This window comes from Micromonospora sp. NPDC051006, assembly GCF_044456245.1.
Classification (GTDB): Bacteria; Actinomycetota; Actinomycetes; order Mycobacteriales; family Micromonosporaceae; genus Micromonospora.
In genome coordinates, this window is record NZ_JBITFP010000011.1 from 172,706 (window position 1) to 195,882 (window position 23,177).

Below are 23,177 nucleotides of genomic sequence, written 5' to 3' on the forward strand. Positions count from 1 at the left end.
GCGGTCCGGCGGGAGCGCCGGGTCGGAGGACACGAGGGGTCGGGCGACGCCGGGTCGGAGTGACGGCGGGTCGGAGTAACGGCGGCATCTGATTCCTGACCGGACCCGTTTCACGTGAAACAGGGGGACCGCCTTTCGGTGCGTTGCCACCCTCGGCGCGCGCCTCCGGATCCCGGCCTGGAGAATCGCGATCCGCTGTGCCGGCAGAGCCCGTGCCGTCCGGCGGCGTCACGGCATCGCTCCTCGGCCTGCACGGGCGACCGCGGCCGAGGTTCCGGCACCGGCCCTTGTTCCTGGCGGGTCGCACAGTCCCGCTCAGGCCCGCGCCAACGGGCGGGCAGAGCCGGACGGCAGGAGCCGGGCAGGGGTGAGCCGGAGCAGTACAGGCCAACGGCGGGCGAGGCGACTCCGGTCGACGCGGAGACAGGTCGGGGAGAGGGCCGGCCGGCACTGGGAGCGGGTCGAATCCAGGTGCCATTCACGGCGCACCGCCCTGCGCTTGAGACGGGTCCTCGATGGGCGGGTCGCGCCCGGGGGGCCTGACGCCGCACTGGCGGGGAGAGTGCGACTCGATCGAGGCGCCGCCATGGTCGAATCCCAGTGGCCCGTGCCGGTCCTCAGCGGGCCGGTGGAGGGCCGACCGCGCCGGACCCAGCCGGTAAGGCGTCCGGAGCGGATGCGATGCGCCAGGACGATCTGGAGGGGCGGGACTCCTCCGCACCGCATCAGCAGCCGGCTCCACAAAAGCCGTGGCCCAAACGCCATCGGGTCGTGCCGGCCCGGGCGCGACCTCGGGGACGAGCAGCCTCGCCACGCCCGGCCTCCGTAGCGGGGCCGCCCGAGGACGCACAATCCGGCCGAGCGGACTTCGCGGGTGGCACGAGCGGAGCACCGAGGCCGGGTCCGCGCATCCGGCCCCGCGCCCGTTTCACGTGAAACGCCTGCGGGGCCGATCGCGCAGTCGCTCTCCTCCACGGGGCACCTCGGGGCGGATGCGCCCGACGATCGAATCGAGGGCGACGCTGACGGAACCGCCCGGCAGGCGCCGGCCGCCGACCGAACCGACGGCCACGCTGACGGAACTGCGCGGCAAGCGCCGGCGGCGCCCGATCCGATGTCCGCGTTGACGAAGCTGCGCGGCGACCGCCGCCGGCCGCCCGAACCGACGCCCGCATTGACGAAGCAGCGCGGCAAGCGCCGCCGGCACCCGAACCGACGCTCGCGCTGACGGAACCGCGCGGCGACCGCCGCCGGCCGCCCGAACCGACGCCCGCGCTGACGAAGCTGCCCGGCGCCGCGCCGGCAAAGCCACTGAGGGGCGGATCTTGAAGGTCGACGGTAACGACAACGGCCGCGCGACCCGTTCGGGTGCGCGGCCGTTTGGCGATCCGCTCAGTCGGTCGCGGACTCCTCCTGGCCGACCCCGATGATCCCGACGATCCGCTCCAGGTCGTCGACCGTGGCAAACTCGATGGTGATCTTGCCCTTGCTCCGGCCGATGTCCACCTTGACGCGGGTGTCGAACCGGTCGGAAAGCCGGTCGGCGAGGTCGGTCAGCGCCGGCGCGTGCGGCTTGGTACGCCGCTTGGCGGCCTGGGTCTTCGCCGGCCCGTCGCTCAGCGCCAGAGCGACGATCTCCTCGGTCGCCCGTACCGACAGCCCCTCGGCCACGATGCGGAGCGCGAGCTGCTCCTGCGCCTCGGTGTCGTCCAGGCTCAGCAGGGCCCGGGCGTGCCCGGCGGAGAGCACGCCGGCGGCGACCCGGCGCTGCACCTGAGCGGGCAGGTTGAGCAGTCGGATGGTGTTCGAGATCTGTGGCCGGCTGCGGCCGATCCGCCGGGCCAGCTCCTCGTGAGTGGCCCCGAACTCCTCCAGCAGCTGCTGGTACGCGGCCGCCTCTTCCAGCGGGTTGAGGTTCGCCCGGTGGATGTTCTCCAGCAGCGCGTCCCGGAGCATCGCGTCGTCCCGGGTGTCCCGGATGATCGCCGGAATGCTCTCCCTGCCGACCGCCTGGGCGGCCCGCCAGCGGCGCTCACCCATGACCAGTTCGTACTTCTCGTCGTCGAGCTGGCGTACGACGATCGGCTGGAGGAAGCCGACCTCCTGGATCGAGGTCTTCAGCTCCTCCAGCGCGTCCTCGTCGAAGACGTGCCGCGGCTGCTTCGGGTTCGGCACGATCGCGTCGACCGAGATCTCCGCGAACCGCGCGCCGGGCACCGGGCTAAGGGTCGACTCAGGCTGCTCCGGAACGGGGGCCGGGCTCGGCGGCGCTACCGCCCCGTTGACCGGCTCGGCGGTGACCGGTCCGCTCTCGGGCTCAGCCGTGATCGCACCGGTGCCCGGTACCGGCCCGGTCGGGATGAGCGCCCCCAGGCCTCGACCCAGACCGCCCCGAGGACGGTTCTTCATGCCTCGCCTCCCGACGACTCGTCCGCACTACGCATTCCGGCTCACCGGCTCCATGACGCCCCGCTCGGCGATCTCCTGGGCGGCCTCGAAGTAGCTCGTCGCGCCCCGCGACCCGGGATCGTAGGTCATCACCGACTGCCCGTAGCTGGGCGCCTCGGAGACGCGCACGTTGCGCGGGATGACCGCCTGGAGGACCTTGTCGCCGAAGTGGTTGCGTACGTCCTGCTCGACGGCGTCGGCCAGCCGGGTACGCCGGTCGTACATGGTGAGCAGGATGGTGGAGACCTCGAGCCGGGGGTTGAGGTGCTGCCGGACCAGGTTGATGTTGTTGATCAGCTGGTTCAGCCCCTCCAGCGCGTAGTACTCGCACTGGATCGGGATGAGCACCTCCTGCGCGGCCACCAGGGCGTTCACCGTGAGCAGGCCGAGCGAGGGCGGGCAGTCGATGAAGACGTAGTCGAAGTGACCGGGGTAAGCGGTGATCGCCCGGTCCAGGCGGGACTCCCGCGCGACGACGGAGACGAGTTCGATCTCCGCCCCGGCGAGGTCGATGGTGGCCGGCACGCACCAGAGGTTGGGGATGCCCTCCACCGCCTGGGCGACGTCGTCGAGCGGCACGCTGTTGATCAGGCAGTCGTAGACGTCCGGCACACCGGTGTGGTGCGGCACGTTCAGCCCGGTCGAGGCGTTTCCCTGCGGGTCGAGGTCGATCACCAGCACTCGGTTACCGTGCAGCGCGAGCGCGACCGCCAGGTTGACCGTGGTGGTCGTCTTCCCCACACCGCCCTTCTGGTTCGCGACGCACATGACCCGGGTCCGCTCGGGCCGAGGCATTGTCACCTCGCCACTGGGGTTCAGGATCTGCACGGCGCGCATCGCCTCCATAGCCAACGGTGGGTCATCGTCTACGTCCGTTTCACGTGAAACGGACGACGGGTCAGCAGCCGGCGGGGCCGGGTACGGCTCGGCTGGAACGGTGGCGACATCGGGTGCCGCCACGGCCACCGGGGCCGCGTCCCGTACCGCGTCGGGCGTCGGCTGGTGCGGCACTGCCGGCTCGAACCGGGCCGAGGCGGCCGTGTTACGGCGGGGCTGGGTCGAGCGCGCGTCAGCGGGGGCGTTCGCCGGTCGCGACGTGCCCTCCGCAGCCCGCCGCGAGGCCGGGGAGCCGCTCGATTCCGACCCGGACGACACCCCGCCGACGGTGGGTTGGTCCCGCCGTACCGCCGGGTCGCCGTCGACCGGGTGAGGCGCCGGGTTTCCGGAGCCCCCGTCGGGCGACCAGCTCGGGTAGCCGGTTTCACGTGAAACATGGTCGTTGGCCGACCCGGTCACGCGTGGATCGTCGTACCTGCCGTCGTCATGCACCTGTCATCCCTGCCCGCTTCGGATGGTCGGTTCGCACCCCGTCAACTGGCCACGCCCGCGCTCGTCCCGCGGGGCCTGCGGCCCGGCGGGAGCGGTCGGGACCAACAATTTCCGTCGCCGCCCGCTCCACACTATCGACGCGCGGTCAGCCTACGGTGGACGGGCGCGGCCGGTCCACGTCGGGTTCTCATCCCTTCGGTCCACCCGCACCGGTTCAACGACAGAACCATCGACCGGGAAGCCGGTGACAAGACCCGAACCATTGGTAGATCACTATCGCCACGGCGCGCGGTGCGGTTCGGCACCGCCCGCGTGGCTCCTGAGGGAATGGACGGGCGGTCAGCGTCCGCGGGGCCGGCCGCCCCGGGACTTCCGGCTGGCCTTCGGGCGCGGGCCCACCAGGCGCTCCCGGACGACCTCCACCACCGTGGTCGGCGGGTCGATGACGTCGACGCCGCAGTGCCGCACCGTCGGCTCACCGCCGCCGAGCCTCGCCACCACAGCCGCGTGCTCGGCGATCTCCTCGGCGGCCGAGGCGCCCTTGAGCGCCAGCAGCCGGCCACCCCGTACCGCCAGGGGGAGGCACCAGGCGGCGAGCCGGTCCAGCGGCGCGACGGCCCGGGCGGTGACCACGTCACCGCTGAGCGGGGCCGCGCCGGTCGTACCGCTGGCGGCCTCGTCGGCCCGGCCGCGGAACACCCGGGTGGTCTTGGTCAGACCGAGCTCCTCGACGACCTCGACCAGGAAGGAGGTACGTCGGGCGAGCGGTTCGATCAGGGTCACCGTCAGATCGGGGCGGGCGATCGCCAGCACCAGGCCGGGCAGGCCCGCGCCGGAGCCGACGTCGAGGACCGTCGCGCCCTCCGGGATCCGCTCGGCGACGGCGGCACAGTTCAACAGGTGCCGGTCCCAGATCCGGGGGGCCTCCCGCGGGCCGATCAGGCCGCGCAGCACCCCGTCGGTCGCCAGCAGTTCGGCGTACGCGGCGGCCACGTCGAGGCGGTCGCCGAAGAGGGTACGGGCGGCACCGGCCAGCTCCGGCGGCAGCGCGGCGTCGGACGGCGCGGGCACGGTCACGCCCTCGGTCGACGCCGCACCATCCGCCGCGGCCTCCGGTGGAACGTCGGGGTCGCTGGACTGGTCACCGGGCCGGACAGCCGACGGCCCGGGTGAGGTGCCACCCGGGCCGGCCACGGCTCCCGCCGCGGTGTCGTCGTGGGTCACCCGGTCAGTCCACCGGCCGGACGATGATGCGCCGGTTCGGCTCGACGCCCTCGGACTCGCTCTCGACGCCGGTCATCGCGTTGACCACGTCGTGCACGCACTTGCGCTCGAAGGCGGACATCGGCTCCAGCCGGACGGCCTCGCCGTACTCCTTGACCTTCTCCACCGCGTTCTTGGCCACCGCGGCGAGTTCCTTGCGCCGGTTGGCCCGGTAGCCCCCCACGTCGAGCAGCAGCCGGCTCGGCGTGCCGGTCTGCCGGAAGACGGCGAGCCGGGCCAGCTCCTGGAGCGCCTCCAGGGTGGCGCCACGCTGACCGACGAGGTTCTGCAGCCGGGCACCGACGACCTCGACCATCGGGCGCCCGCCGGCGACCAGCTCGTCGATGTCGCCGTCGTAGTCGAGGATGTCGAGCAGGCCCTCGACGTAGTCGGCGGCGATCTCGCTCTGCCGGAACAGGTCGCTGTCGGCCGCGCTCCGCTTCTCCCGGCCCGCCTCGACCTCGGTCTCCTCGGGCTCGGTCTCCTCGGGCTCGGTGTCGCCGTTCGCCGCGATCGGGGCGGTCTCCTCCTCGTCCAGGGACTCGTCGGCGCGGGGGATGCTGGTGTCGGTCACGGTCTCATCTCCGTACTCGCTCGGCCGGACCGTCGGGTCCGCTGGTCTCCCGGGGCCGGCGGGAGGTCGCCGGTGCCCGCGGGCACGTCTAACGGGCAGTGTCGCCCGTGGCCGCGCGGTGCGCGGCGCATTCCGCCCGGCGCCGGCCGTACGGCGGCTGCACGGTGCGGAACGGGCCGCCGTCGGTCACCCGGCGGCGGCCCGTACTCAGCTCAGCCCTGCCGCTTGGCGGGGCGTCCCTTCTTCGGGTTCACCGGCTTGGCGCCCGGCTTCGGCCCGGCGATCTTCGGCGCGGTCGCCTTGGCCGGCACCTGTGGGGCCGGCTTGCCACGCCCGAACAGACCGCCCGACTTGGCCGGCTGAACGGAGTTGCGGGCCCCCGAGGTGGCCTTGTTGGCGGTGGGCGGCGGCGGGTACTTGCGCAGCACCCACTGCTGCTGACCGAGGGTGAAGAGGTTGTTGGTGACCCAGTAGATGATCACGCCGATCGGGAAGATGGCGCCGGAGACGAGCAGGGAGAGCGGGATGCCGTAGAGCATCAGCCGCTGGATCATCCGCTGCTGCGGGTCCTCGGCCCAGCCGGTCTTCAGGATCATCTGGCGGCTGGTGAGGTAGGTGGTGCCCATCATCACCAGGACCAGGATGCCGGCGATGATCTTTACCGTGGTGCCGTTGGCGTTCAGCCGGGCCAGCTCGTCCGCGGTCGAGCCGAACTTGCCGGCGATCGGGGCGGTGAAGAGCTTCGCCTGCGAGGCGCTGTCGAACTGCTCGACCGACCAGCCGTAGAGGGTCTTGGCCTGCTTGGCCGGGTCGAGCCGGCGGAGCACGTGGAAGAGGCCGAGGAAGACCGGAATCTGGAGGAACATCGGAAGGCAGCCCATCAACGGGTTGGCCTTTTCCTTCCGGTAGAGCTCCATCATCTCTTTCTGGAGCGTCTCCCGGTCACCCTTGTGCTTCTCCTGCAGGGCCTTGACCTGCGGCTGCAACGCCTGCATCGCACGCTGCGACTTGATCTGCTTGACGAAGACCGGGAAGAGGATCACCCGGACGGTGACCACCAGGAAGATGATGGCCAGGATCCAGGCGAAGTTCGTGCCGATCACCGCGCTGACCGGGATCCCGATGGCGTCCCAGGCGGAGTGCCAGGTCAGCAGGATCCACGAGATCGCGTAGTAGATCCAGTCCAGACTGAACAATTCTCAGGCTCCAGTCACATCGGCACGGCGGCGACCGCCCGGCTCCGGCACCGGGTCATGTCCACCAGGGTGGAAGGGGTGGCAGCGCAACAGCCGCCGGACCGCCAGGGCGGCTCCGCGGACCGCGCCGTGCCGGGCCACCGCCTCCTGGGCGTACGCACTGCACGACGGGTAGAACCGACAGCGGGCCGGCAGTGCCGGACTTATCCACCGACGGTACGCGATGATGGGTCCGATCAGCACACGGGCGGCGGCGCTGCTCGGCCGGGGGGCGGTCGGGTCGGCGCTCATCGGCGGCGCCCTCGCCCGGCCCGAGCCGCGGTGATCGCGGCATCCAGGTCGGCGCCGAGCGTCGGATAGGACGCGTCGGCGGCCGCCGGCAGCGCCCGGACGACCAGCGTGCTGCCGGCCGGCAGCGCGGCGAGGCGCTCGCGGACCAGGTGCCGGAGCCGGCGGCGGACGCGGTTGCGTACCACGGCGGGCCCGACGGCCTTGGACACGACGAAGCCGGCGCGGGTCGGGGCGGAGGGCTGCTCCGCACCGGTGGCCCGCGCCGGCTCCGGCGAGGTCGGTGTCTCTGGTTCAGGGGAGGCCGGCAGGGTCAGGTGGACCACGACGGCGCCTCGGCCGGCGCGTCGGCCACCCCGGACCGCTGCGGCGAAGTCAGTACTGCGCCGCAGTCGTTGCGCGGCCGCCAGCACGACTGCCCACGTCCCCCGGACCTACCCGGTCGGCCCTCAGGCCGACAGGGTGGTGCGACCCTTGGAACGGCGGTTCGCAAGAATGGCACGGCCGGCACGGGTGCGCATGCGCAGCCGGAAGCCGTGGGTCTTCGCGCGCCGGCGGTTGTTCGGCTGGTAGGTGCGCTTGCTCACGTCAGGCTCTCCGTTTTCGTACGCGCCCCGCGCGACGGGATCGCCGGGGTCGTGGGGTGGTTCAGGCCACCTCGGCGGTGGCCCCCGTTCGGTGCTGCCCGGCGGAGCGGGACCTCGGCAGTGCGGGGATGCGACCGCGGACAGCAAGCACCCATCACCCTAGCAGAGGGCGAGAGAGCAGCCGCTCCAGCCTACGCAGGGGCGCAATGACCGTCAAACAGCTCAGCCGGGATCCACCCGGACGCGCCGAGGACCGAAGCGGCGGTTTTCACTGATGCCGACAACGGCCGGGCCGCGTCGACGGTTGATGGCGCAGGGACAACGCTGTTACCGTGCCCGATTGCGGTCGGCGTCGGGGGTGCAGTCGTCGTCGACCGGCAAGACCGGACAAGGTAGTGAATCGTTCGGCACGGTGTACCCGCTTCAGCGCCCGTTCAGGCAGGGGCAGGTCCCACCCGGAACCGACGAACGGCCACAATCGGTCGGTACACAGGCTGTGGATAACTTGTGGATGACGACCGGTCGGCCATTCGGCCGTTCGGGTGGTGATGGACCACCCGCGCGAATGCGGCGGGCCCGGGACGGCCGGCTGGCAGACAGCGGCGGCCGGGGAGCAGAAGCGAGGGGGTGGCACGACGGTGGCCGGTACGACCGACCTTGCCGCGGTGTGGACGGCGACGACGGACGAGCTCGCCGACGAGATCATCTCCGCCCAGCAGCGGGCCTACCTCCGACTGACCCGGCTGCGTGCCATCGTCGAGGACACCGCGTTGATCTCCGTGCCGGACGCCTTCACCCGGGACGTGATCGAGTCACGCCTGCGGCCGGCGATCACCGAGGCGCTCACCCGCCGGCTGGGCCGGCCGATCCAGGTCGCGGTCACCGTCCGGGTCGCCGAGGACGCCACCGGCCGCCCGGCGGGCACCGTCTACCGCAGCGCGCCCGAGCCGGAGCCGATCGATCCCCAGGGCGGGCCGGCCACCCTGCTCGACGAGCCGACCGGTGTCGGCCAGCGGCCGGAGGTGTCGTTTCCTGAGCAGCCGCAGCCGCAGCCGCAGCCGCAGCCCGAGCAGAGCCCCGAGCCGCCGGCCGCGGCGCCGATCGGCGACGGGCACCACCCCGGGCTGGCCGGGCGGGACGCGCAGGAGACGTTGTTCAGCGCCGTCTTCGCGGAGCCGCCGGCACCCCGACCGGCGCCCGAGCGGCGCGGCTTCGACGAGCAGGCCGCTCGGCTGAACCCGCCGGGCTCGGACACCCGCCCGTACGAGCCCCGGTACCGCGACGACGCCGGCTCACCCCGGGACCAGCATGTGATCCGGGCGCTGCCGCGCGACGGCGGGACCGACAGTGGGCCCGGCCGGGGTGGCACGGATCACCGGACCGGGATGCGGGACGACCGCCGGCTGCCCGGCGCCGACACGGGCGGCAACCGGCTGAACCCGAAGTACATGTTCGAGACGTTCGTCATCGGCTCGTCCAACCGGTTCGCGCACGCCGCGTCGGTCGCGGTGGCCGAGTCACCGGCGAAGGCCTACAACCCGCTCTTCATCTACGGTCACTCCGGGCTGGGCAAGACCCACCTGCTGCACGCGATCGGGCACTACGCCACGACCCTCGGCAATGCCCGCTCGGTCCGGTACGTCTCGACCGAGGAGTTCACCAACGACTTCATCAACTCGCTCCGGGACGACAAGACCAGCGCGTTCCAGCGGCGCTACCGCGACGTCGACATCCTGCTGATCGACGACATCCAGTTCCTGGAGAACCGCGAGCGCACCCAGGAGGAGTTCTTCCACACCTTCAACACCCTGCACAACGCCAACAAGCAGATCGTGATCACCTCCGACCGGTCGCCGCGCCAGCTCGCCACGCTCGAAGACCGGATGCGAACCCGGTTCGAGTGGGGGTTGCTGGCCGACATCCAGCCGCCGGACCTGGAGACCCGGATCGCGATCCTGCAGAAGAAGGCGGCGCAGGAGCGGATGTACGCCCCGCCGGACGTGCTGGAGTTCATCGCCTCCCGGGTGTCGAACTCGATCCGGGAACTGGAGGGCGCGCTGATCCGGGTGACCGCGTTCGCCAGCCTGACCCGGTCGACCGTCGAGCTGTCACTGGCCGAGGAGGTCCTCCGGGACTTCATGCCCGACGGCGCCGGGCCGGAGATCAACGCCGACCAGATCATGGCGTCGACCGCTGACTACTTCGGGGTGAGCCTGGAGGACCTGCGCGGACACTCCCGGTCCCGGGTCCTGGTCAACGCCCGTCAGGTGGCGATGTACCTGTGCCGGGAGTTGACCGACCTCTCGCTGCCCCGGATCGGCCAGGCGTTCGGCGGCCGGGACCACACCACGGTGATGCACGCCGACCGCAAGATCCGCCAGCAGATGGCAGAGCGCCGGTCGCTCTACAACCAGATCGCCGAGCTGACCAACCGGATCAAGCAGAACACCTGAGGCGTACGCCTGCCGTCGCGAGACCGACGGCGGGCCGCAACCTCCGCCCGGCCGCGCCCACGGCCGGGTTTTTCTGTTTTCCACCCGGTGAACTTGACCCTCGAGCCGGTCGAGCCCGCAGCATTGAACCCGTGACCGACACCGCCGACGATCGTTGTCCACATCCAGTTATCCACCGTCGGTGGATAACTACGGTCGGTCCGCTCCCAGTTACCCACAGCCTGTGGAGAAACCCTGGGGACAGTGCTGTGGACGGCTGGGGACAACCGCGCCGTCGTCCACCGATGACGACCGCCCTGTGGGCGAGCTGTTGAAGGTTCTGGGGATGACGAGCCTCGAGACGACCCGGACGGTCCACAGGTCTGGGGAGAAAGTCGGTGGATTACCGGTGGACAACCGGTGGACAACGGTGGACAACCAGCCGCCGGCGGTGGCCTGTGGACCACGGCACGGGTTTGCACCCCGGTTCTCCACAGCCTGCACACCGGTGGATAACCTGTCTCACCTGCGCGGACGCCGGTTCTCCACAGTTTGCACAGGTGCGATGAAGACGATGAGTTATCTCTTCTAAAAGAACAAAAACCAATCATCACCGTTGGACTTTCTGTGGATCGGGCCGAACGCTGCCCAACCGAGGTGAGCACCAACCCCGGCACCGGGGTCGGGCGCACAGCCGATGCCGCCGCGCCCTAAGGTGCGATGGGTACCCGCACGGTCGGGCGGGTCGGTAGGCAGCGGTCGGCATGAGAGAGTTGTGGCTGACGTCGACGCGGAGGCATTGATGAAGTTCCGAGTGGAGCGCGACGCGCTCGCCGAGGCCGTGGCGTGGACCGCGAAGAGCCTGCCCAGCCGGCCATCCGTACCGGTGCTGGCCGGTGTGATGCTCCGGGTCACCGACGGCAACCTGCAGGTGTCCGGGTTCGACTACGAGGTCTCCAGCCAGGTCACCGTCGAGGTGCAGGGCGATGCCGACGGGGCCGCGCTGGTCTCCGGCCGCCTGCTCGCCGAGATCACCAAGGCGCTGCCGGCCAAGCCGGTGGACATCGCCGCGGTCGGTGCGCACCTCGAGTTGGTCTGCGGTAGCGCCCGGTTCACCCTGCCCACCATGCCGGTGGAGGACTACCCGTCGCTGCCGGAGATGCCGGAGAGCGCCGGCACGGTAGAGGCGGCCACCTTCGCCGCCGCGGTCGCCCAGGTGGCTGTCGCCGCCGGGCGCGACGAGACCCTGCCGATGATGACCGGCGTCCGGATCGAGCTGAGCGGCGGCACGCTGGCGATGCTCGCCACCGACCGCTACCGGCTGGCGCTGCGCGAGATCCAGTGGCGCCCGGACGACCCCGAGGTGAGCCTCAACGCCCTCGTGCCGGCGCGCACCCTGCACGACACCGCCAAGGCGCTGGGGCCGCTCGGCGGTGAGGTCACTCTGGCGCTCGCCACCGGTGGCGCGGGCGAGGGCATGATCGGCTTCGCCGGCGGAACCCGGCGCACCACCAGCCGGCTGCTCGACGGTGCCAACTACCCGCCGGTCCGCTCGCTCTTCCCGGCCAGCCACAACGCCGAGGCCCGGCTGTCGGTCAGCACCCTGATCGAGGTGGTCAAGCGCGTCGCACTGGTCGCCGAGCGGACCACCCCGGTGCTGCTCAGCTTCAGCGCCGACGGGCTCGTGGTCGAGGCCGGCGGCTCCGAGGAGGCGCGGGCGAGCGAGGCGATGGAGGCAACCTTCACCGGCGACCCGCTGACCATCGGCTTCAACCCGCAGTACCTGATCGACGGTCTGGCCAACCTGGGCGCGCAGACCGCGATGCTCTCGTTCGTCGACGCCTTCAAGCCCGCGGTGATTTCGCCCGCCGGCGAGGATGGCGAGGTCATCCCCGGGTACCGGTACCTCATCATGCCGATCCGCGTGTCCCGCTGATCGCGCTCGCAAAACAGTCACACCGGAGGTAGGAACGATGCAGCTCGGCCTGGTAGGACTCGGCCGGATGGGCGGCAACATGCGTGAGCGGTTGCGCGCCGCCGGGCACGAGGTGGTCGGTTTCGACCACAACGCGGAGCTGAGCGACGTGCCGTCCCTCGCGGCGCTGGCCGAGAAGCTCGAGTCGCCGCGGGCGATCTGGGTGATGGTCCCGGCCGGCGTGACCGACGCGACCATCGACGAGCTCGCCGACGTCCTCGGCGCCGGTGACATCATCATCGACGGCGGCAACTCGCGGTTCAGCGACGACGCCCCCCGGGCGGAGCGGCTCAACGAGCGCGGCATCGGCTACATCGACGTCGGCGTCTCCGGCGGCGTCTGGGGCCGGCAGAACGGCTACGCGCTGATGGTCGGCGGCGCCCAGGAGCACGTCGAGCGGCTGATGCCGATCTTCGAGTCGCTCAAGCCGGCGGGCGAGTTCGGTTTCGTGCACGCTGGTCCGGTCGGCGCCGGGCACTACGCCAAGATGGTGCACAACGGCATCGAGTACGGCCTGATGCACGCCTACGCCGAGGGCTACGAGCTGCTCGCCGCCTCCGAGCTGGTCACCAACGTGCCCGGGGTGTTCAAGTCCTGGCGCGAGGGCACGGTGGTCCGGTCCTGGCTGCTCGACCTGCTCGACCGCGCCCTCGACGAGGACCCGGAGCTGGCCGAGCTGAGCGGCTACACCGAGGACACCGGCGAGGGCCGCTGGACGGTCGACGAGGCGGTCCGGCTCGCGGTGCCGCTCAACGTCATCACCGCCTCGCTCTTCGCCCGGTTCGCCTCCCGGCAGGACGACTCGCCCGCGATGAAGGCGGTCGCCGCGCTGCGCCAGCAGTTCGGCGGGCACGCCGTCCACAAGCGCTGAGCGGTATCCACAACCTGTGTACGTCCGCCGGCTTGAACTGGTCGACTTCCGCTCGTACGAGCGCGTCGGCGTGGACCTGGAGCCGGGGACGAACGTCCTGATCGGCGCGAACGGCGTCGGCAAGACGAACCTGGTCGAGGCGCTCGGCTACGTGGCGACCCTGGACAGCCACCGGGTCGCCACGGACGCGCCGCTGGTGCGGATGGGCGCGGGCTCGGCGGTGATCCGGTGCGCGGTCGTGCACGACGGCCGGGAGCTGCTGGTCGAGTTGGAGATCGTCCCGGGCAAGGCCAACCGGGCCCGGCTCGGCCGCTCACCGGCCCGGCGGGCCCGCGACGTGCTCGGCGCGCTGCGGCTGGTGCTCTTCGCCCCGGAGGACCTGGAACTCGTCCGGGGCGACCCGGCCGAGCGTCGCCGATACCTGGACGACCTGTTGGTCAGCCGCCAGCCTCGGTACGCCGGGGTACGGGCCGACTACGAGCGGGTGGTGAAGCAGCGCAACGCCCTGCTCCGCACGGCGTACCTGGCCCGCAAGACCGGCGGGACGCGCGGCGGGGACCTCTCCACCCTGGCCGTCTGGGACACCCACCTGGCCCAGCACGGCGCGGAGCTGCTCGCCGGTCGGCTGGAGCTGGTCGCCGCGCTGGCGCCGCACGTGGCCAAGGCGTACGACGCGGTGGCCGCCGGACGGGGCTCGGCCGGCATCGCCTACCGGCCCTCGGTGGAGCTGGCCGAGCCGACCACGGACCGGGCGGTGCTGGCCGAGGCGCTGACCACCGCCCTGGCCGACTCCCGGTCAGCGGAGATCGAGCGGGGCACCACGCTGGTCGGCCCGCACCGCGACGAGTTGGCCCTCACCCTCGGCCCGCTGCCCGCGAAGGGGTACGCCAGCCACGGCGAGTCCTGGTCGTTCGCGCTGGCCCTGCGGCTGGCCGGCTACGACCTGCTGCGGGCCGACGGGATCGAGCCGGTGCTGGTGCTCGACGACGTTTTCGCCGAGCTGGACGCCGGGCGCCGGGAGCGGCTGGCGGAGCTGGTCGGCGGTGCGAGCCAGCTCGTGGTCACCTGCGCGGTCGACGACGACGTACCGGCCGCCCTGCGCGGTGCCCGGTACGAGGTGGGCGAGGGGATGGTGCGTCGTGCCGGATGAGCCAGACCGTAGAGCCGCGGGCGGTAAGCCGGCCGGTACGCCGGCGGGGCGCGCGGATGGCCCGGGCCGGTCGGACCCGGCCCGCCAAACTGACCCGGCCGGAAAGGCGGAGCCGGCCGGCGGAGCGAACGCGGCCGACGGGGCGGGAATGGCGGACGGCGTGGCGGGGCCGGAGTTGGCGCGCGCGGTGCTGGATGCGGCGAAGGCCCGACGGGATGCCAACCGGACCCGCCGGCGCGGCGGCCCGGGCGGGACCGGCGCAGCCGGGGGTGGGGAGCGGCGGCTGCGCGGCTACTCGGGCCCGGGCCCTGATCCGCGGGATCCGCAGCCGCTCGGCGCGGTGTTGAACCGACTGGTCAAGGCCCGTGGCTGGCAGCAGCCCGCCGCCGAGGCGACCGTCTTCGGCGCCTGGGAGCGGGTGGTCGGCGCCGAGGTGGCACAGAACAGCCGGCCGGTGAAGCTGGAGAACGGCGAGCTGACCGTGGAGGCCCGCTCCACCGCCTGGGCGACCCAGTTGCGACTGCTCGCCGGATCACTGTTGAAGCAGATCGCCAAAGAGGTCGGCCACAACGTGGTGCGCAAGCTGCACATCCACGGCCCGGCGGCGCCGTCGTGGTCGCGCGGGCCGCGCCGGGTACGCGGTCGTGGCCCCCGCGACACGTACGGCTGAGGGGTCAGCGACCGGTGCGCCGGGCCTCCCGCTCGGCGCGCTTGCGTTCCCGTTGCTCGCGGCTCCACTGCTTGCGTCGCTCCAGGTCGTCCTTCCACGCCTCCCGGGCGTGGGTCGAGCCGCCCTGCACCGCGCCCTGCACCTCGGGAGGGCCCGCCAGGTTGCGGAACGCCCAGGCCATGAGTCGGCCGCCCTCGCCGGGGCTTCTGGTGGTCGGCTTCTCGTCACTCATCGCCTCGCCTCTCCCGCAACGGCGTTTGGTGTACAAATAATTGGTACACCAATGATTGGTACGATCGCAACACGGATAGGAGGTCGACGGTGACCGAACAGCTCGACGGGGATCCCCTGGCGTTGGAGCAGCAGGTGTGCTTCGCGCTCTCGGTCGCCGCGCGCGGCGTGGTCGCGGTCTACCGGCCGCTGCTGGAGCCGATGGGGCTGACCCACCCGCAGTACTTGGTGATGCTGGCGCTCTGGCAGCACGCCCCGCTCTCCGTGCGCGAGCTCAGTCGCCTGCTGCAGCTCGACCCGGGCACGCTCTCACCGTTGCTGAAGCGGCTGGAGGCGGCCGGGCACCTGCGCCGGGAGCGCGACGCCGCCGACGAGCGGAGCCTGGCGGTCACGCTCACCGCCAGCGGCAAGGCGCTGCGCGCCGAGGCCGAGCGGATCCCGCCGGCGATCGTGTCGCGGCTCGGCCTGCCGCTCGACGACCTGCGTCAGCTGCACGCCGCGCTCACCGATGTCATCGCCGCCGCGAACCGGGCCGGCGCCGACGCCGCGAACCGCACCGGCACCGCCGGATAGCGGGGCGTCAGGGCTGCGGAACCCGGCGGGGTGCCTCCGACTCGGCGTAGACGGCGAAGCCGCGGTCCGCGCAGCGCCGGTAGAACGCCGCCAGCACGCTCAGCTCGGCGCAGGTGAAGTTCCACTGCGGGGGTTCGCCGCTCTCGTCGCGCAGCGCGTCCAGCCGGCCGTCCAACCACCGCAGCTGCTGCTCGGCCAGCCGTCCGTCGCCGAGCAGCGAGCGGAGCACGGAGCTGACCGAGTCGAACGTCACCGCCTCGCCGTGCGTGCGATGCCCGGCGACGAACCGCTCGATGCCGTCGGCGATCCAGGAGCACCCGTCCGGGTCGATCACCGGGTCCTCGTCCTCGGCCGCGGCGTCTGTGGCGTAGAGCACACCCTCGAGGCCGAGCAGCAGATCCACCAGCTCTGTGTACGCGGTCGCCCGGACCGTGCCGGTCTTCGCGATCAGCTCCGCCAGCGCGGCGGTCGGCGCGGAGATCTGTGGCATGTCGACGATCTCGCCGAAGTCGACGAACTCGGCCGGTGCGACCGGATCGTAGAAGCGGCCGGTCCGCGGCCAGTGCACCGCGACGTTGTCCAGCCCCATCTGAGGTCACCTCTTAAGAGCACGTGTGGGAGTCGATCGGGACGATCGTCCGGTTTCCGCCAGGAAAGATCAAGCCCGCGTCGGGACCGCCGCAAACGTACGGCACCGCCCGCCGGTATGCGACCCCCCGACCCGCCCGGCAGCGGGTGCACCCGGCGGGCGGCGCCGCCCTCGATCGAGGGTTGGCGTGTAGGGGGAGTCGCGGACGGCGCGGTTCGGCCCGCTACGGAGTTCTCAGCCGCTTTGCGAGGGTGCCGAGTGGCGTTTCTGCCGCCAGCGCACAGTAAGATTGACGGAGAGACGAAGACCCGGTGCGGAGCGAGGAGACACGGGCCCGGAAGAGGGCCCGTGATCATTGTCCACGTCGGGTCGAGCCGATCGCGATCCGCGGGCGACCGCGGCGACCGGCGCGTACCGACCCGTCACCGGAGTCCTCCGGTGTCGGTCCGCGCGCCGACGTCGCGTCCTGTCCGCCGAACCCGCGCCCGAAGCGCCCACCGGTGCCGACGGAGCGAGAAAGTGGCCGAGCGTGGCAGCGCAGGACAATCAGCAGTACGGCGCAGAGTCGATCACCGTTCTTGAAGGGCTGGAAGCGGTCCGGAAGCGGCCCGGCATGTACATCGGGTCGACCGGTGAGCGGGGTCTGCACCACCTCGTGTGGGAGGTCGTGGACAACGCGGTCGACGAGGCGCTGGCCGGTTACTGCGACACCATCGACGTGGTGCTGCTGGCCGACGGCGGGGTCCGGGTCACCGACAACGGCCGAGGCTTCCCGGTCGACCTGCACCCGAAGCTCAAGAAGCCGGGTGTCGAGGTCGCGCTGACCGTGCTGCACGCGGGCGGCAAGTTCGACGGCAAGGCGTACGCGGTCTCCGGCGGTCTGCACGGCGTCGGTGTCTCCGTGGTGAACGCGCTCTCCACCCGGATGGCTGTGGAGATCCACAAGTCCGGTTTCGTGTGGCGGCAGCAGTACGACAACTCCAAGCCCGGCCCGCTGGACAAGGGCGAGACCACCGACCGCACGGGCTCGGCGGTCTCCTTCTGGCCCGACCCCGACGTCTTCGAGACCGTCGACTTCGACTTCCAGACCATCTACCGGCGCCTGCAGGAGATGGCCTTCCTCAACCGTGCCCTCCGCATCCACCTGCTCGACGAGCGGGTGGCCGAGGAGGAGGACGGCCGGCAGCGTGAGGTGACCTTCTACTACGAGGGCGGCATCGCCGACTTCGTACGGCACCTCAACGCGTCCAAGAACCCGATCCACAAGACGGTGGTCGAGTTCGGGGCCGAGGAGGAGGGCATGTCGGTCGAGATCGCCATGCAGTGGAACGAGTCGTACGGCGAGTCGGTCTACACCTTCGCCAACACGATCAACACCCACGAGGGCGGTACCCACGAGGAGGGCTTCCGGGCCGCGCTGACCAGCGTGGTCAACCGCTACGGCGCGGAGAAGAAGCTGCTCAAGGGCGACGAGAAGCTCTCCGGCGAGGACATCCGCGAGGGGCTCGCCGCGATCATCTCGGTGAAGCTGGCCAACCCGCAGTTCGAGGGCCAGACCAAGACCAAGCTCGGCAACACCCCGGTGAAGAGCTTTGTGCAGCGGGTCTGCAACGAGTGGCTGGTCGACTGGTTCGACCGCAACCCGGCCGAGGCCAGGACCATCATCCAGAAGGCCTCCCAGGCGGCCCGGGCCCGGATCGCCGCCCAGCAGGCGCGCAAGCTGGCCCGACGCAAGTCGCTGCTGGAGTCCGGCTCGATGCCCGGCAAGCTGGCCGACTGCCAGTCGACCGACCCGCGGGAGTCCGAGGTCTTCATCGTCGAGGGCGACTCGGCCGGCGGCTCGGCGAAGCAGGGGCGCGACCCGCGGACCCAGGCGATCCTGCCGATCCGCGGCAAGATCCTCAACGTGGAGAAGGCCCGGATCGACCGGGTGCTGAAGAACAACGAGGTCCAGGCGTTGATCACCGCGCTGGGCACCGGCATCCACGACGACTTCGACATCGAGAAGCTGCGCTACCACAAGATCGTGCTGATGGCCGACGCGGACGTGGACGGCCAGCACATCCAGACGCTGCTGCTCACCCTGCTCTTCCGCTTCATGCGTCCGCTGGTCGAGCTGGGGCACGTCTACCTGGCCGCACCGCCGCTCTACAAGATCAAGTGGAACAAGAAGGGCGACGACGCGCAGTACGCGTACTCCGACCGGGAGCGCGACGGGCTGATCGCGCTGCGCCAGCAGAAGAAGCCGAACGCCAGGCCGGACGACATCCAGCGGTTCAAGGGTCTCGGTGAGATGAACTATCCCGAGCTGTGGGAGACCACGATGAACCCGGCGACCCGTACGCTCCGTCAGGTCACGCTCGACGACGCGGCAACCGCAGACGAGTTGTTCAGCGTTCTGATGGGTGAGGACGTGGAGGCGCGCCGGTCGTTCATCCAGCGCAACGCCAAGGACGTCCGGTTCCTGGACATCTGACGGTGATCGGCGGGCCGGGCGGGCAACCACCCACCGGTCCGCCGATCCACAGAGTTATCCACAGCTAGGCCGCTTTCCACAGCGGTTATCCACAGCACGAAAACGACTCTGAGTCTGATAAGGGTAAACAGTGACTGATACCCCCGAGTCCACACCGAGCGAGCCCGAGGTCCCCGAGACCGCCGGCGCCGTGGTCGCGCACGACCGGATCGAACCGGTCGGGCTCGAGGTGGAGATGCAGCGCTCCTACCTCGACTACGCCATGAGCGTCATCGTCGGGCGGGCGCTGCCGGACGTCCGGGACGGGCTCAAGCCGGTACACCGCAAGATCCTCTACGCGATGTTCGACTCCGGCTACCGGCCGGACCGTGGCTACGTGAAGTGCTCCCGGGTCGTCGGCGACGTGATGGGTCAGTTCCACCCGCACGGCGACTCGGCGATCTACGACGCGCTGGTCCGGATGGCGCAGCCCTGGTCGCTGCGCTACCCGCTGGTCGACGGCAACGGCAACTTCGGCTCGCCCGGTAACGACCCGGCGGCGGCGATGCGCTACACCGAGTGCAAGCTCGACCCGCTCGCCATGGAGATGCTGCGCGACATCGACGAGGACACCGTCGACCTGCAGGACAACTACGACGGTCGGGCCAAGGAGCCCACCATCCTGCCGTCCCGGATCCCCAACCTGTTGGTGAACGGCTCCGAGGGCATCGCGGTCGGCATGGCCACCAAGATCCCGCCGCACAACCTGCGGGAGATCGGCGCGGCGGTGCAGTGGTGCCTGGAGAACCCGGACGAGGACGAGGCCACCACCCTCGAGGCGCTGCTCGGCATCGTGAAGGGCCCGGACTTCCCGACCCACGGCCTGATCGTCGGCACCCAGGCGATCCAGGACGCGTACCGCACCGGGCGCGGCTCGATCCGGATGCGTGCCGTCGTGGAGGTCGAGGAGGACAAGCGCGGCCGGCCCGCCCTGGTTGTCAGCGAGCTGCCCTACCAGGTGAACCCGGACAACCTGGCCGAGCGGATCGCCGAGCTGATCAAGGAGGGCAAGCTCGCCGGCATCGCCGACATCCGCGACGAGTCCTCCGGGCGTACCGGTATGCGGATCGTGCTGGTGCTCAAGCGCGACGCGGTCGCCAAGGTGGTGCTGAACAACCTCTACAAGCACACGCAGCTCCAGGAGACCTTCGGCGCCAACATGCTGGCGCTGGTCGACGGGGTGCCGCGCACGCTCAACCTGGCCCAGTTCATCCGCTACTACGTCGAGCACCAGATCGACGTGATCCGCCGGCGGACCGCGTTCCGGCTGCGCAAAGCCGAGGAGCGGGCGCACATCCTGCGCGGCCTGTCCAAGGCGCTCGACGCCCTCGACGAGGTGATCGCCCTGATCCGGCGCTCGCCGACGGTGGAGGACGCCCGGCAGGGCCTGGTCCGGTTGCTCGAGATCGACGAGATCCAGGCGACCGCGATCCTCGACATGCAGCTGCGCCGGCTGGCCGCCCTGGAGCGGCAGCGGATCCTGGACGACCTGGCGAAGCTCGAGATCGAGATCGCCGACCTGAAGGACATCCTGGCGAAGCCGGAGCGGCAGCGGCGGATCGTCTCCGAGGAGCTGGGCGAGATCGTCGCCAAGTGGGGCGACGAGCGCCGTACCCAGATCGTGCCGTTCGACGGCGAGGTCTCGATGGAGGACCTCATTGCGCGGGAGGACGTGGTCGTCACGATCACCCGCACCGGGTACGCCAAGCGGACCAAGGTCGACCTGTACCGCTCGCAGCGCCGTGGCGGCAAGGGCGTCAGCGGCGCCACGCTGCGCCAGGACGACATCGTCAGCCACTTCTTCGTCTGCTCCACCCACGACTGGATCCTGTTCTTCACCAACAAGGGCAGGGTCTACCGGGCCAAGGCGTACGAGCTTCCGGAAGCCAGTAGGGTGGCGAAGGGTCAGCACGTGGCCAATCTGCTCGCCTTCCTACCGGACGAGCAGATCGCACAGATCATCGAAATTCCGAACTACCAGGTGGCTCCCTACCTGGTACTGGCCACGAAGAACGGCCTGGTGAAGAAGACGCGGCTCGAGGAGTTCGACTCCAACCGTTCCGGCGGCATCATCGCGATCAACCTGCGCGATGAGGACGAGCTGGTCGGTGCCGCCCTGGTCGGGCCGGCGGACGACCTGCTGCTGGTTTCGAAGAACGCTCAGGCGATCCGGTTCAACGCGACCGACGAGGCGCTGCGACCGATGGGGCGGGCCACCTCGGGCGTGATCGGCATGCGCTTCGCCGAGGACGACGTCCTGCTCGCCATGGAGGTCGTCCGGGAGGGTCTGGACGTCCTGGTGGCCACAAACGGGGGATACGCGAAACGTACCCCGATCGAGGAATACCCGGTCCAGGGCCGGGGAGGTAAAGGTGTGCTGACTGCGAAGATCACCGAGCGACGCGGTGGTCTGGTCGGTGCGGTGGTGATCGACCCGGACGATGAGCTGTTCGCCATCACGAGCAACGGTGGTGTCATCCGGACTCCGGTGAAGCCTGTACGCCGTACGCGTGACCGGAACACAATGGGGGTCAAGCTGATGGACCTTCCGGACGGCGTGACTATCGTGGCGATTGCTCGCAATGCCGACGAGCCTGACGAACAGGACTAGTTGAATGACGGAGACACAGGCGAAGTCGGGGAACACGGGGACCTCGGCCAACCCGGTCGACGAGGAGGCCGCATCGGGCGGCACACCAGCGACCGGCCGCGCCGCCGTGGGCCGGGCGACCGTCCCGGCCGATGCGCCTGCCCCGAAATTCACCCGGGCTCCCGGGATGACGCCACCGCCGGACAAGCCGACCGACGAGGCGGGGTCCGCTGAGAAGACCGAGGCGACACCGGCCGAGGCCGCTGCGGGCGGTTCCGCCGGCGCGGCGGGTGCCGCCCGGCCGACCAGCACCCAGCAGATCCCGGTCCGGGCCGGCGCGTCCGCCAGCGGGACGACCGGCACCCAGCCCCGGGTCGGCGGCAGCCCGATGCCGCAGCCGGACGGCAGCCGGCAGGGGCCGGGTGGTCGCCCGAACAACGGCGGCGGTCTGCCACCGGGCATCGGCAACGCGGCCGCCGTCGGGGCCGCTCGCGTTGGTGAAGCGGTACGCGCGGCCCGTACCTCGGTCAGCTCGGCCGCGTCCCGCGGACCGCGCCGGGCCCGGCTGAACCTGAAGCGGATCGACCCCTGGTCGGTGATGAAGTTCGCATTCGCCGTCTCGGTGGTGCTCTTCATCGTCGTGGTGGTCGCCACCTCGGTGCTCTACCTCGCGCTGGACGCGATGGGCGTCTTCCAGAGCGTCAACGACAGCCTGACCGACCTGGTCAGCGCCGGCGGTGGGCAGAGCACCGACGGCTTCCAGATCACCGCCCGGGGCGTCATCCTCAGCTCGGCGTTGATCGGCCTGGTCAACGTCGTGCTGTTCACCGCGCTGGCCACGCTCGGGGCGTTCGTCTACAACGTCTGCGCCGACCTGGTCGGCGGCATCGAGCTGACGCTCGCCGAGCGGGACTGAAACATCGGTCGCCGGGGCACCGCGGAAAGCGGTCGCCCCGGCGTTCCGCACTCCGGTACTTTCGAGATCGCGACGGCGCCGCGCGGGCCCGGACCCCGATTTGGGGCGGCAAGCGCGGATGGGTTAACCTTGCTCGTCGCAACGCGGGGCTATAGCTCAGTCGGTTAGAGCGCAGAGCTGATAACTCTGAGGTCGCTGGTTCGATTCCAGCTAGCCCCACCGCACGTCATCCGACGGCAGCCGAGCGCAAGGGGTCGCCCCATGTTCAAGAAGCTTCTGATTCTCGCCGGCGTTGTCGGCGTGGCCGCCGTCGTGGCCAAGAAGGTCAAGGCTTCCAACGACGAGCGCGCCCTCTGGCACGAGGCCACCACCGCGCCCGACCTGCGCTGAGGCCCACGCCTCAGCCGCCAGTGACCAGGCGGCACCGCCGCCCTCGGGGCCCTAGCTCAACTGGCAGAGCACTGCCTTTGCAAGGCAGGGGTTAGGGGTTCAAGTCCCCTGGGCTCCACCAGCACTTTCCATGGTTGATCTCGATCCGAGTACAGCCATCCGTGCAGCCAAGCGGTCATGCCGTCCCCCTCACCAGCACCCGATCGATGGCTGAGGCAGCCTTCGGCGAGGCCACCTACCGCGACGACGAAGCAGCCACCTACACCAAGGCCATCGAATCTGGCAGGTGCCTGCGGGCGCACTGGCATGGCTCCATGTGCGTGCGGGGGCTTGAGGGGTCGCAACGGCGATGAGTTTCGTTATGGTGGCCAGTCTGTATTCCCGTGCACCCGATCTCCCGACTCTCGGGGAGAGCGTCATGACCGCTACGTACAGGAGGCAAGCGTGAAGCTTCTTCTCACGTCCGCGGGCGTCACGAACCCGAGCATCCGCGACGCGCTGGTCGACCTGCTGGGCAAGCCGATCGCCGACTCCAGTGCCCTCTGCATCCCTACGGCGCTGTACGGCCACCCCATGTGCGGGCCAGCCTC

The 23,177-nt window shown here is 70.8% G+C and carries 20 protein-coding genes, 2 tRNA genes and 1 pseudogene; 13 read left to right on the plus strand and 10 right to left on the minus strand.

The window, feature by feature from the left end; all coding sequences use genetic code 11:
- Nucleotides 1-1,392: 1,392 nt before the first annotated feature.
- The 8 genes from ACIBBA_RS19055 to rpmH all read right to left on the minus strand — a co-directional run bounded on the left by ACIBBA_RS19055 (nucleotide 1,393) and on the right by rpmH (nucleotide 7,685).
- Entirely contained in the window at nucleotides 1,393-2,409 is a 1,017-nt protein-coding gene (locus ACIBBA_RS19055) for a ParB/RepB/Spo0J family partition protein (RefSeq protein WP_396698843.1), read from the minus strand.
- 27 nt (nucleotides 2,410-2,436) lie between these two features.
- Nucleotides 2,437-3,777: a ParA family protein gene (locus ACIBBA_RS19060; RefSeq protein ID WP_396698845.1), complete on the minus strand. Its 1,341-nt coding sequence runs from the start codon at nucleotides 3,775-3,777 to the stop codon at nucleotides 2,437-2,439.
- A 339-nt stretch (nucleotides 3,778-4,116) separates the two neighbouring features.
- The gene (gene rsmG / locus ACIBBA_RS19065) at nucleotides 4,117-5,001 is read right to left on the minus strand and encodes a 16S rRNA (guanine(527)-N(7))-methyltransferase RsmG (protein ID WP_396698847.1); all 885 of its coding nucleotides are present in this window, start codon (nucleotides 4,999-5,001) and stop codon (nucleotides 4,117-4,119) included.
- A gap of 4 nt (nucleotides 5,002-5,005) precedes the next feature.
- Nucleotides 5,006-5,614: a protein jag gene (locus tag ACIBBA_RS19070; protein ID WP_396698849.1), complete on the minus strand. Its 609-nt coding sequence runs from the start codon at nucleotides 5,612-5,614 to the stop codon at nucleotides 5,006-5,008.
- Between the two features lie 212 nt (nucleotides 5,615-5,826).
- Entirely contained in the window at nucleotides 5,827-6,810 is a 984-nt protein-coding gene (gene yidC, locus ACIBBA_RS19075) for a membrane protein insertase YidC (RefSeq protein ID WP_396698853.1), read from the minus strand.
- A 3-nt stretch (nucleotides 6,811-6,813) separates the two neighbouring features.
- Complete coding sequence (yidD, locus tag ACIBBA_RS19080) at nucleotides 6,814-7,101, minus strand: membrane protein insertion efficiency factor YidD (protein ID WP_350868684.1); 288 nt, start codon at nucleotides 7,099-7,101, stop codon at nucleotides 6,814-6,816.
- Entirely contained in the window at nucleotides 7,098-7,511 is a 414-nt protein-coding gene (gene rnpA / locus ACIBBA_RS19085) for a ribonuclease P protein component (protein ID WP_396698856.1), read from the minus strand. The genes yidD and rnpA overlap by 4 nt, the downstream gene beginning before the upstream one ends.
- A 36-nt stretch (nucleotides 7,512-7,547) precedes the next feature.
- Nucleotides 7,548-7,685 (minus strand): 50S ribosomal protein L34, encoded by a 138-nt coding sequence (gene rpmH / locus ACIBBA_RS19090; protein ID WP_350868681.1) that lies wholly within the window; start codon nucleotides 7,683-7,685, stop codon nucleotides 7,548-7,550.
- Between the two features lie 548 nt (nucleotides 7,686-8,233).
- Here rpmH and dnaA point away from each other — a divergent pair.
- The 5 genes from dnaA (at nucleotide 8,234) to ACIBBA_RS19115 (ending at nucleotide 14,783) form a co-directional block, all read left to right on the plus strand.
- The gene (gene dnaA, locus ACIBBA_RS19095; protein WP_396698858.1) at nucleotides 8,234-10,138 is read left to right on the plus strand and encodes a chromosomal replication initiator protein DnaA; all 1,905 of its coding nucleotides are present in this window, start codon (nucleotides 8,234-8,236) and stop codon (nucleotides 10,136-10,138) included.
- Between the two features lie 781 nt (nucleotides 10,139-10,919).
- On the plus strand, nucleotides 10,920-12,053 hold the full coding sequence (gene dnaN, locus ACIBBA_RS19100) for a DNA polymerase III subunit beta (RefSeq protein WP_396698860.1): 1,134 nt from the start codon (nucleotides 10,920-10,922) through the stop codon (nucleotides 12,051-12,053).
- A 37-nt stretch (nucleotides 12,054-12,090) separates the two neighbouring features.
- The gene (gene gnd / locus ACIBBA_RS19105) at nucleotides 12,091-12,963 is read left to right on the plus strand and encodes a phosphogluconate dehydrogenase (NAD(+)-dependent, decarboxylating) (RefSeq protein WP_396698862.1); all 873 of its coding nucleotides are present in this window, start codon (nucleotides 12,091-12,093) and stop codon (nucleotides 12,961-12,963) included.
- A 16-nt stretch (nucleotides 12,964-12,979) separates the two neighbouring features.
- Nucleotides 12,980-14,113 carry a DNA replication/repair protein RecF gene (recF, locus tag ACIBBA_RS19110; RefSeq protein WP_396698864.1) on the plus strand — a complete coding sequence of 378 codons (1,134 nt, stop codon included), beginning with the start codon at nucleotides 12,980-12,982 and terminating at the stop codon, nucleotides 14,111-14,113.
- Nucleotides 14,067-14,783 (plus strand): DUF721 domain-containing protein, encoded by a 717-nt coding sequence (locus ACIBBA_RS19115; protein ID WP_396698866.1) that lies wholly within the window; start codon nucleotides 14,067-14,069, stop codon nucleotides 14,781-14,783. Before recF ends, ACIBBA_RS19115 begins: the two co-directional genes overlap by 47 nt.
- A 4-nt stretch (nucleotides 14,784-14,787) precedes the next feature.
- Here the strand turns inward: ACIBBA_RS19115 and ACIBBA_RS19120 are convergent, their stop codons facing one another.
- Nucleotides 14,788-15,015, minus strand: coding sequence for a hypothetical protein (locus ACIBBA_RS19120; protein ID WP_350868671.1), 228 nt, complete (start codon nucleotides 15,013-15,015; stop codon nucleotides 14,788-14,790).
- Nucleotides 15,016-15,104: 89 nt separating this feature from the next.
- Between ACIBBA_RS19120 and ACIBBA_RS19125 the strand changes: the two genes are divergently transcribed.
- Nucleotides 15,105-15,587 carry a MarR family winged helix-turn-helix transcriptional regulator gene (locus ACIBBA_RS19125; protein ID WP_396698868.1) on the plus strand — a complete coding sequence of 161 codons (483 nt, stop codon included), beginning with the start codon at nucleotides 15,105-15,107 and terminating at the stop codon, nucleotides 15,585-15,587.
- A 7-nt stretch (nucleotides 15,588-15,594) separates the two neighbouring features.
- Here ACIBBA_RS19125 and ACIBBA_RS19130 read toward each other — a convergent pair whose 3' ends face one another.
- Nucleotides 15,595-16,176: a hypothetical protein gene (locus tag ACIBBA_RS19130; RefSeq protein WP_396698870.1), complete on the minus strand. Its 582-nt coding sequence runs from the start codon at nucleotides 16,174-16,176 to the stop codon at nucleotides 15,595-15,597.
- 529 nt (nucleotides 16,177-16,705) lie between these two features.
- On the opposite strand from ACIBBA_RS19130, the gene gyrB reads away from it, so the two are divergent.
- The 7 genes and pseudogenes from gyrB to ACIBBA_RS19165 all read left to right on the plus strand — a co-directional run.
- Entirely contained in the window at nucleotides 16,706-18,652 is a 1,947-nt protein-coding gene (gene gyrB / locus ACIBBA_RS19135) for a DNA topoisomerase (ATP-hydrolyzing) subunit B (RefSeq protein WP_357046631.1), read from the plus strand.
- 130 nt (nucleotides 18,653-18,782) lie between these two features.
- A complete protein-coding gene (gene gyrA, locus ACIBBA_RS19140) occupies nucleotides 18,783-21,302 on the plus strand; it encodes a DNA gyrase subunit A (protein WP_396698873.1) in 2,520 nt (839 codons plus the stop codon).
- A gap of 4 nt (nucleotides 21,303-21,306) precedes the next feature.
- Nucleotides 21,307-22,197 carry a DUF3566 domain-containing protein gene (locus tag ACIBBA_RS19145; protein ID WP_396698875.1) on the plus strand — a complete coding sequence of 297 codons (891 nt, stop codon included), beginning with the start codon at nucleotides 21,307-21,309 and terminating at the stop codon, nucleotides 22,195-22,197.
- Nucleotides 22,198-22,342: 145 nt separating this feature from the next.
- A tRNA-Ile gene (locus tag ACIBBA_RS19150) sits at nucleotides 22,343-22,416 on the plus strand.
- A 42-nt stretch (nucleotides 22,417-22,458) separates the two neighbouring features.
- Nucleotides 22,459-22,587: a DLW-39 family protein gene (locus ACIBBA_RS19155; RefSeq protein WP_231928447.1), complete on the plus strand. Its 129-nt coding sequence runs from the start codon at nucleotides 22,459-22,461 to the stop codon at nucleotides 22,585-22,587.
- 45 nt (nucleotides 22,588-22,632) lie between these two features.
- A tRNA-Ala gene (locus ACIBBA_RS19160) sits at nucleotides 22,633-22,708 on the plus strand.
- Between the two features lie 323 nt (nucleotides 22,709-23,031).
- Nucleotides 23,032-23,177: pseudogene (locus ACIBBA_RS19165) on the plus strand (peptidase E); the annotation flags it as partial.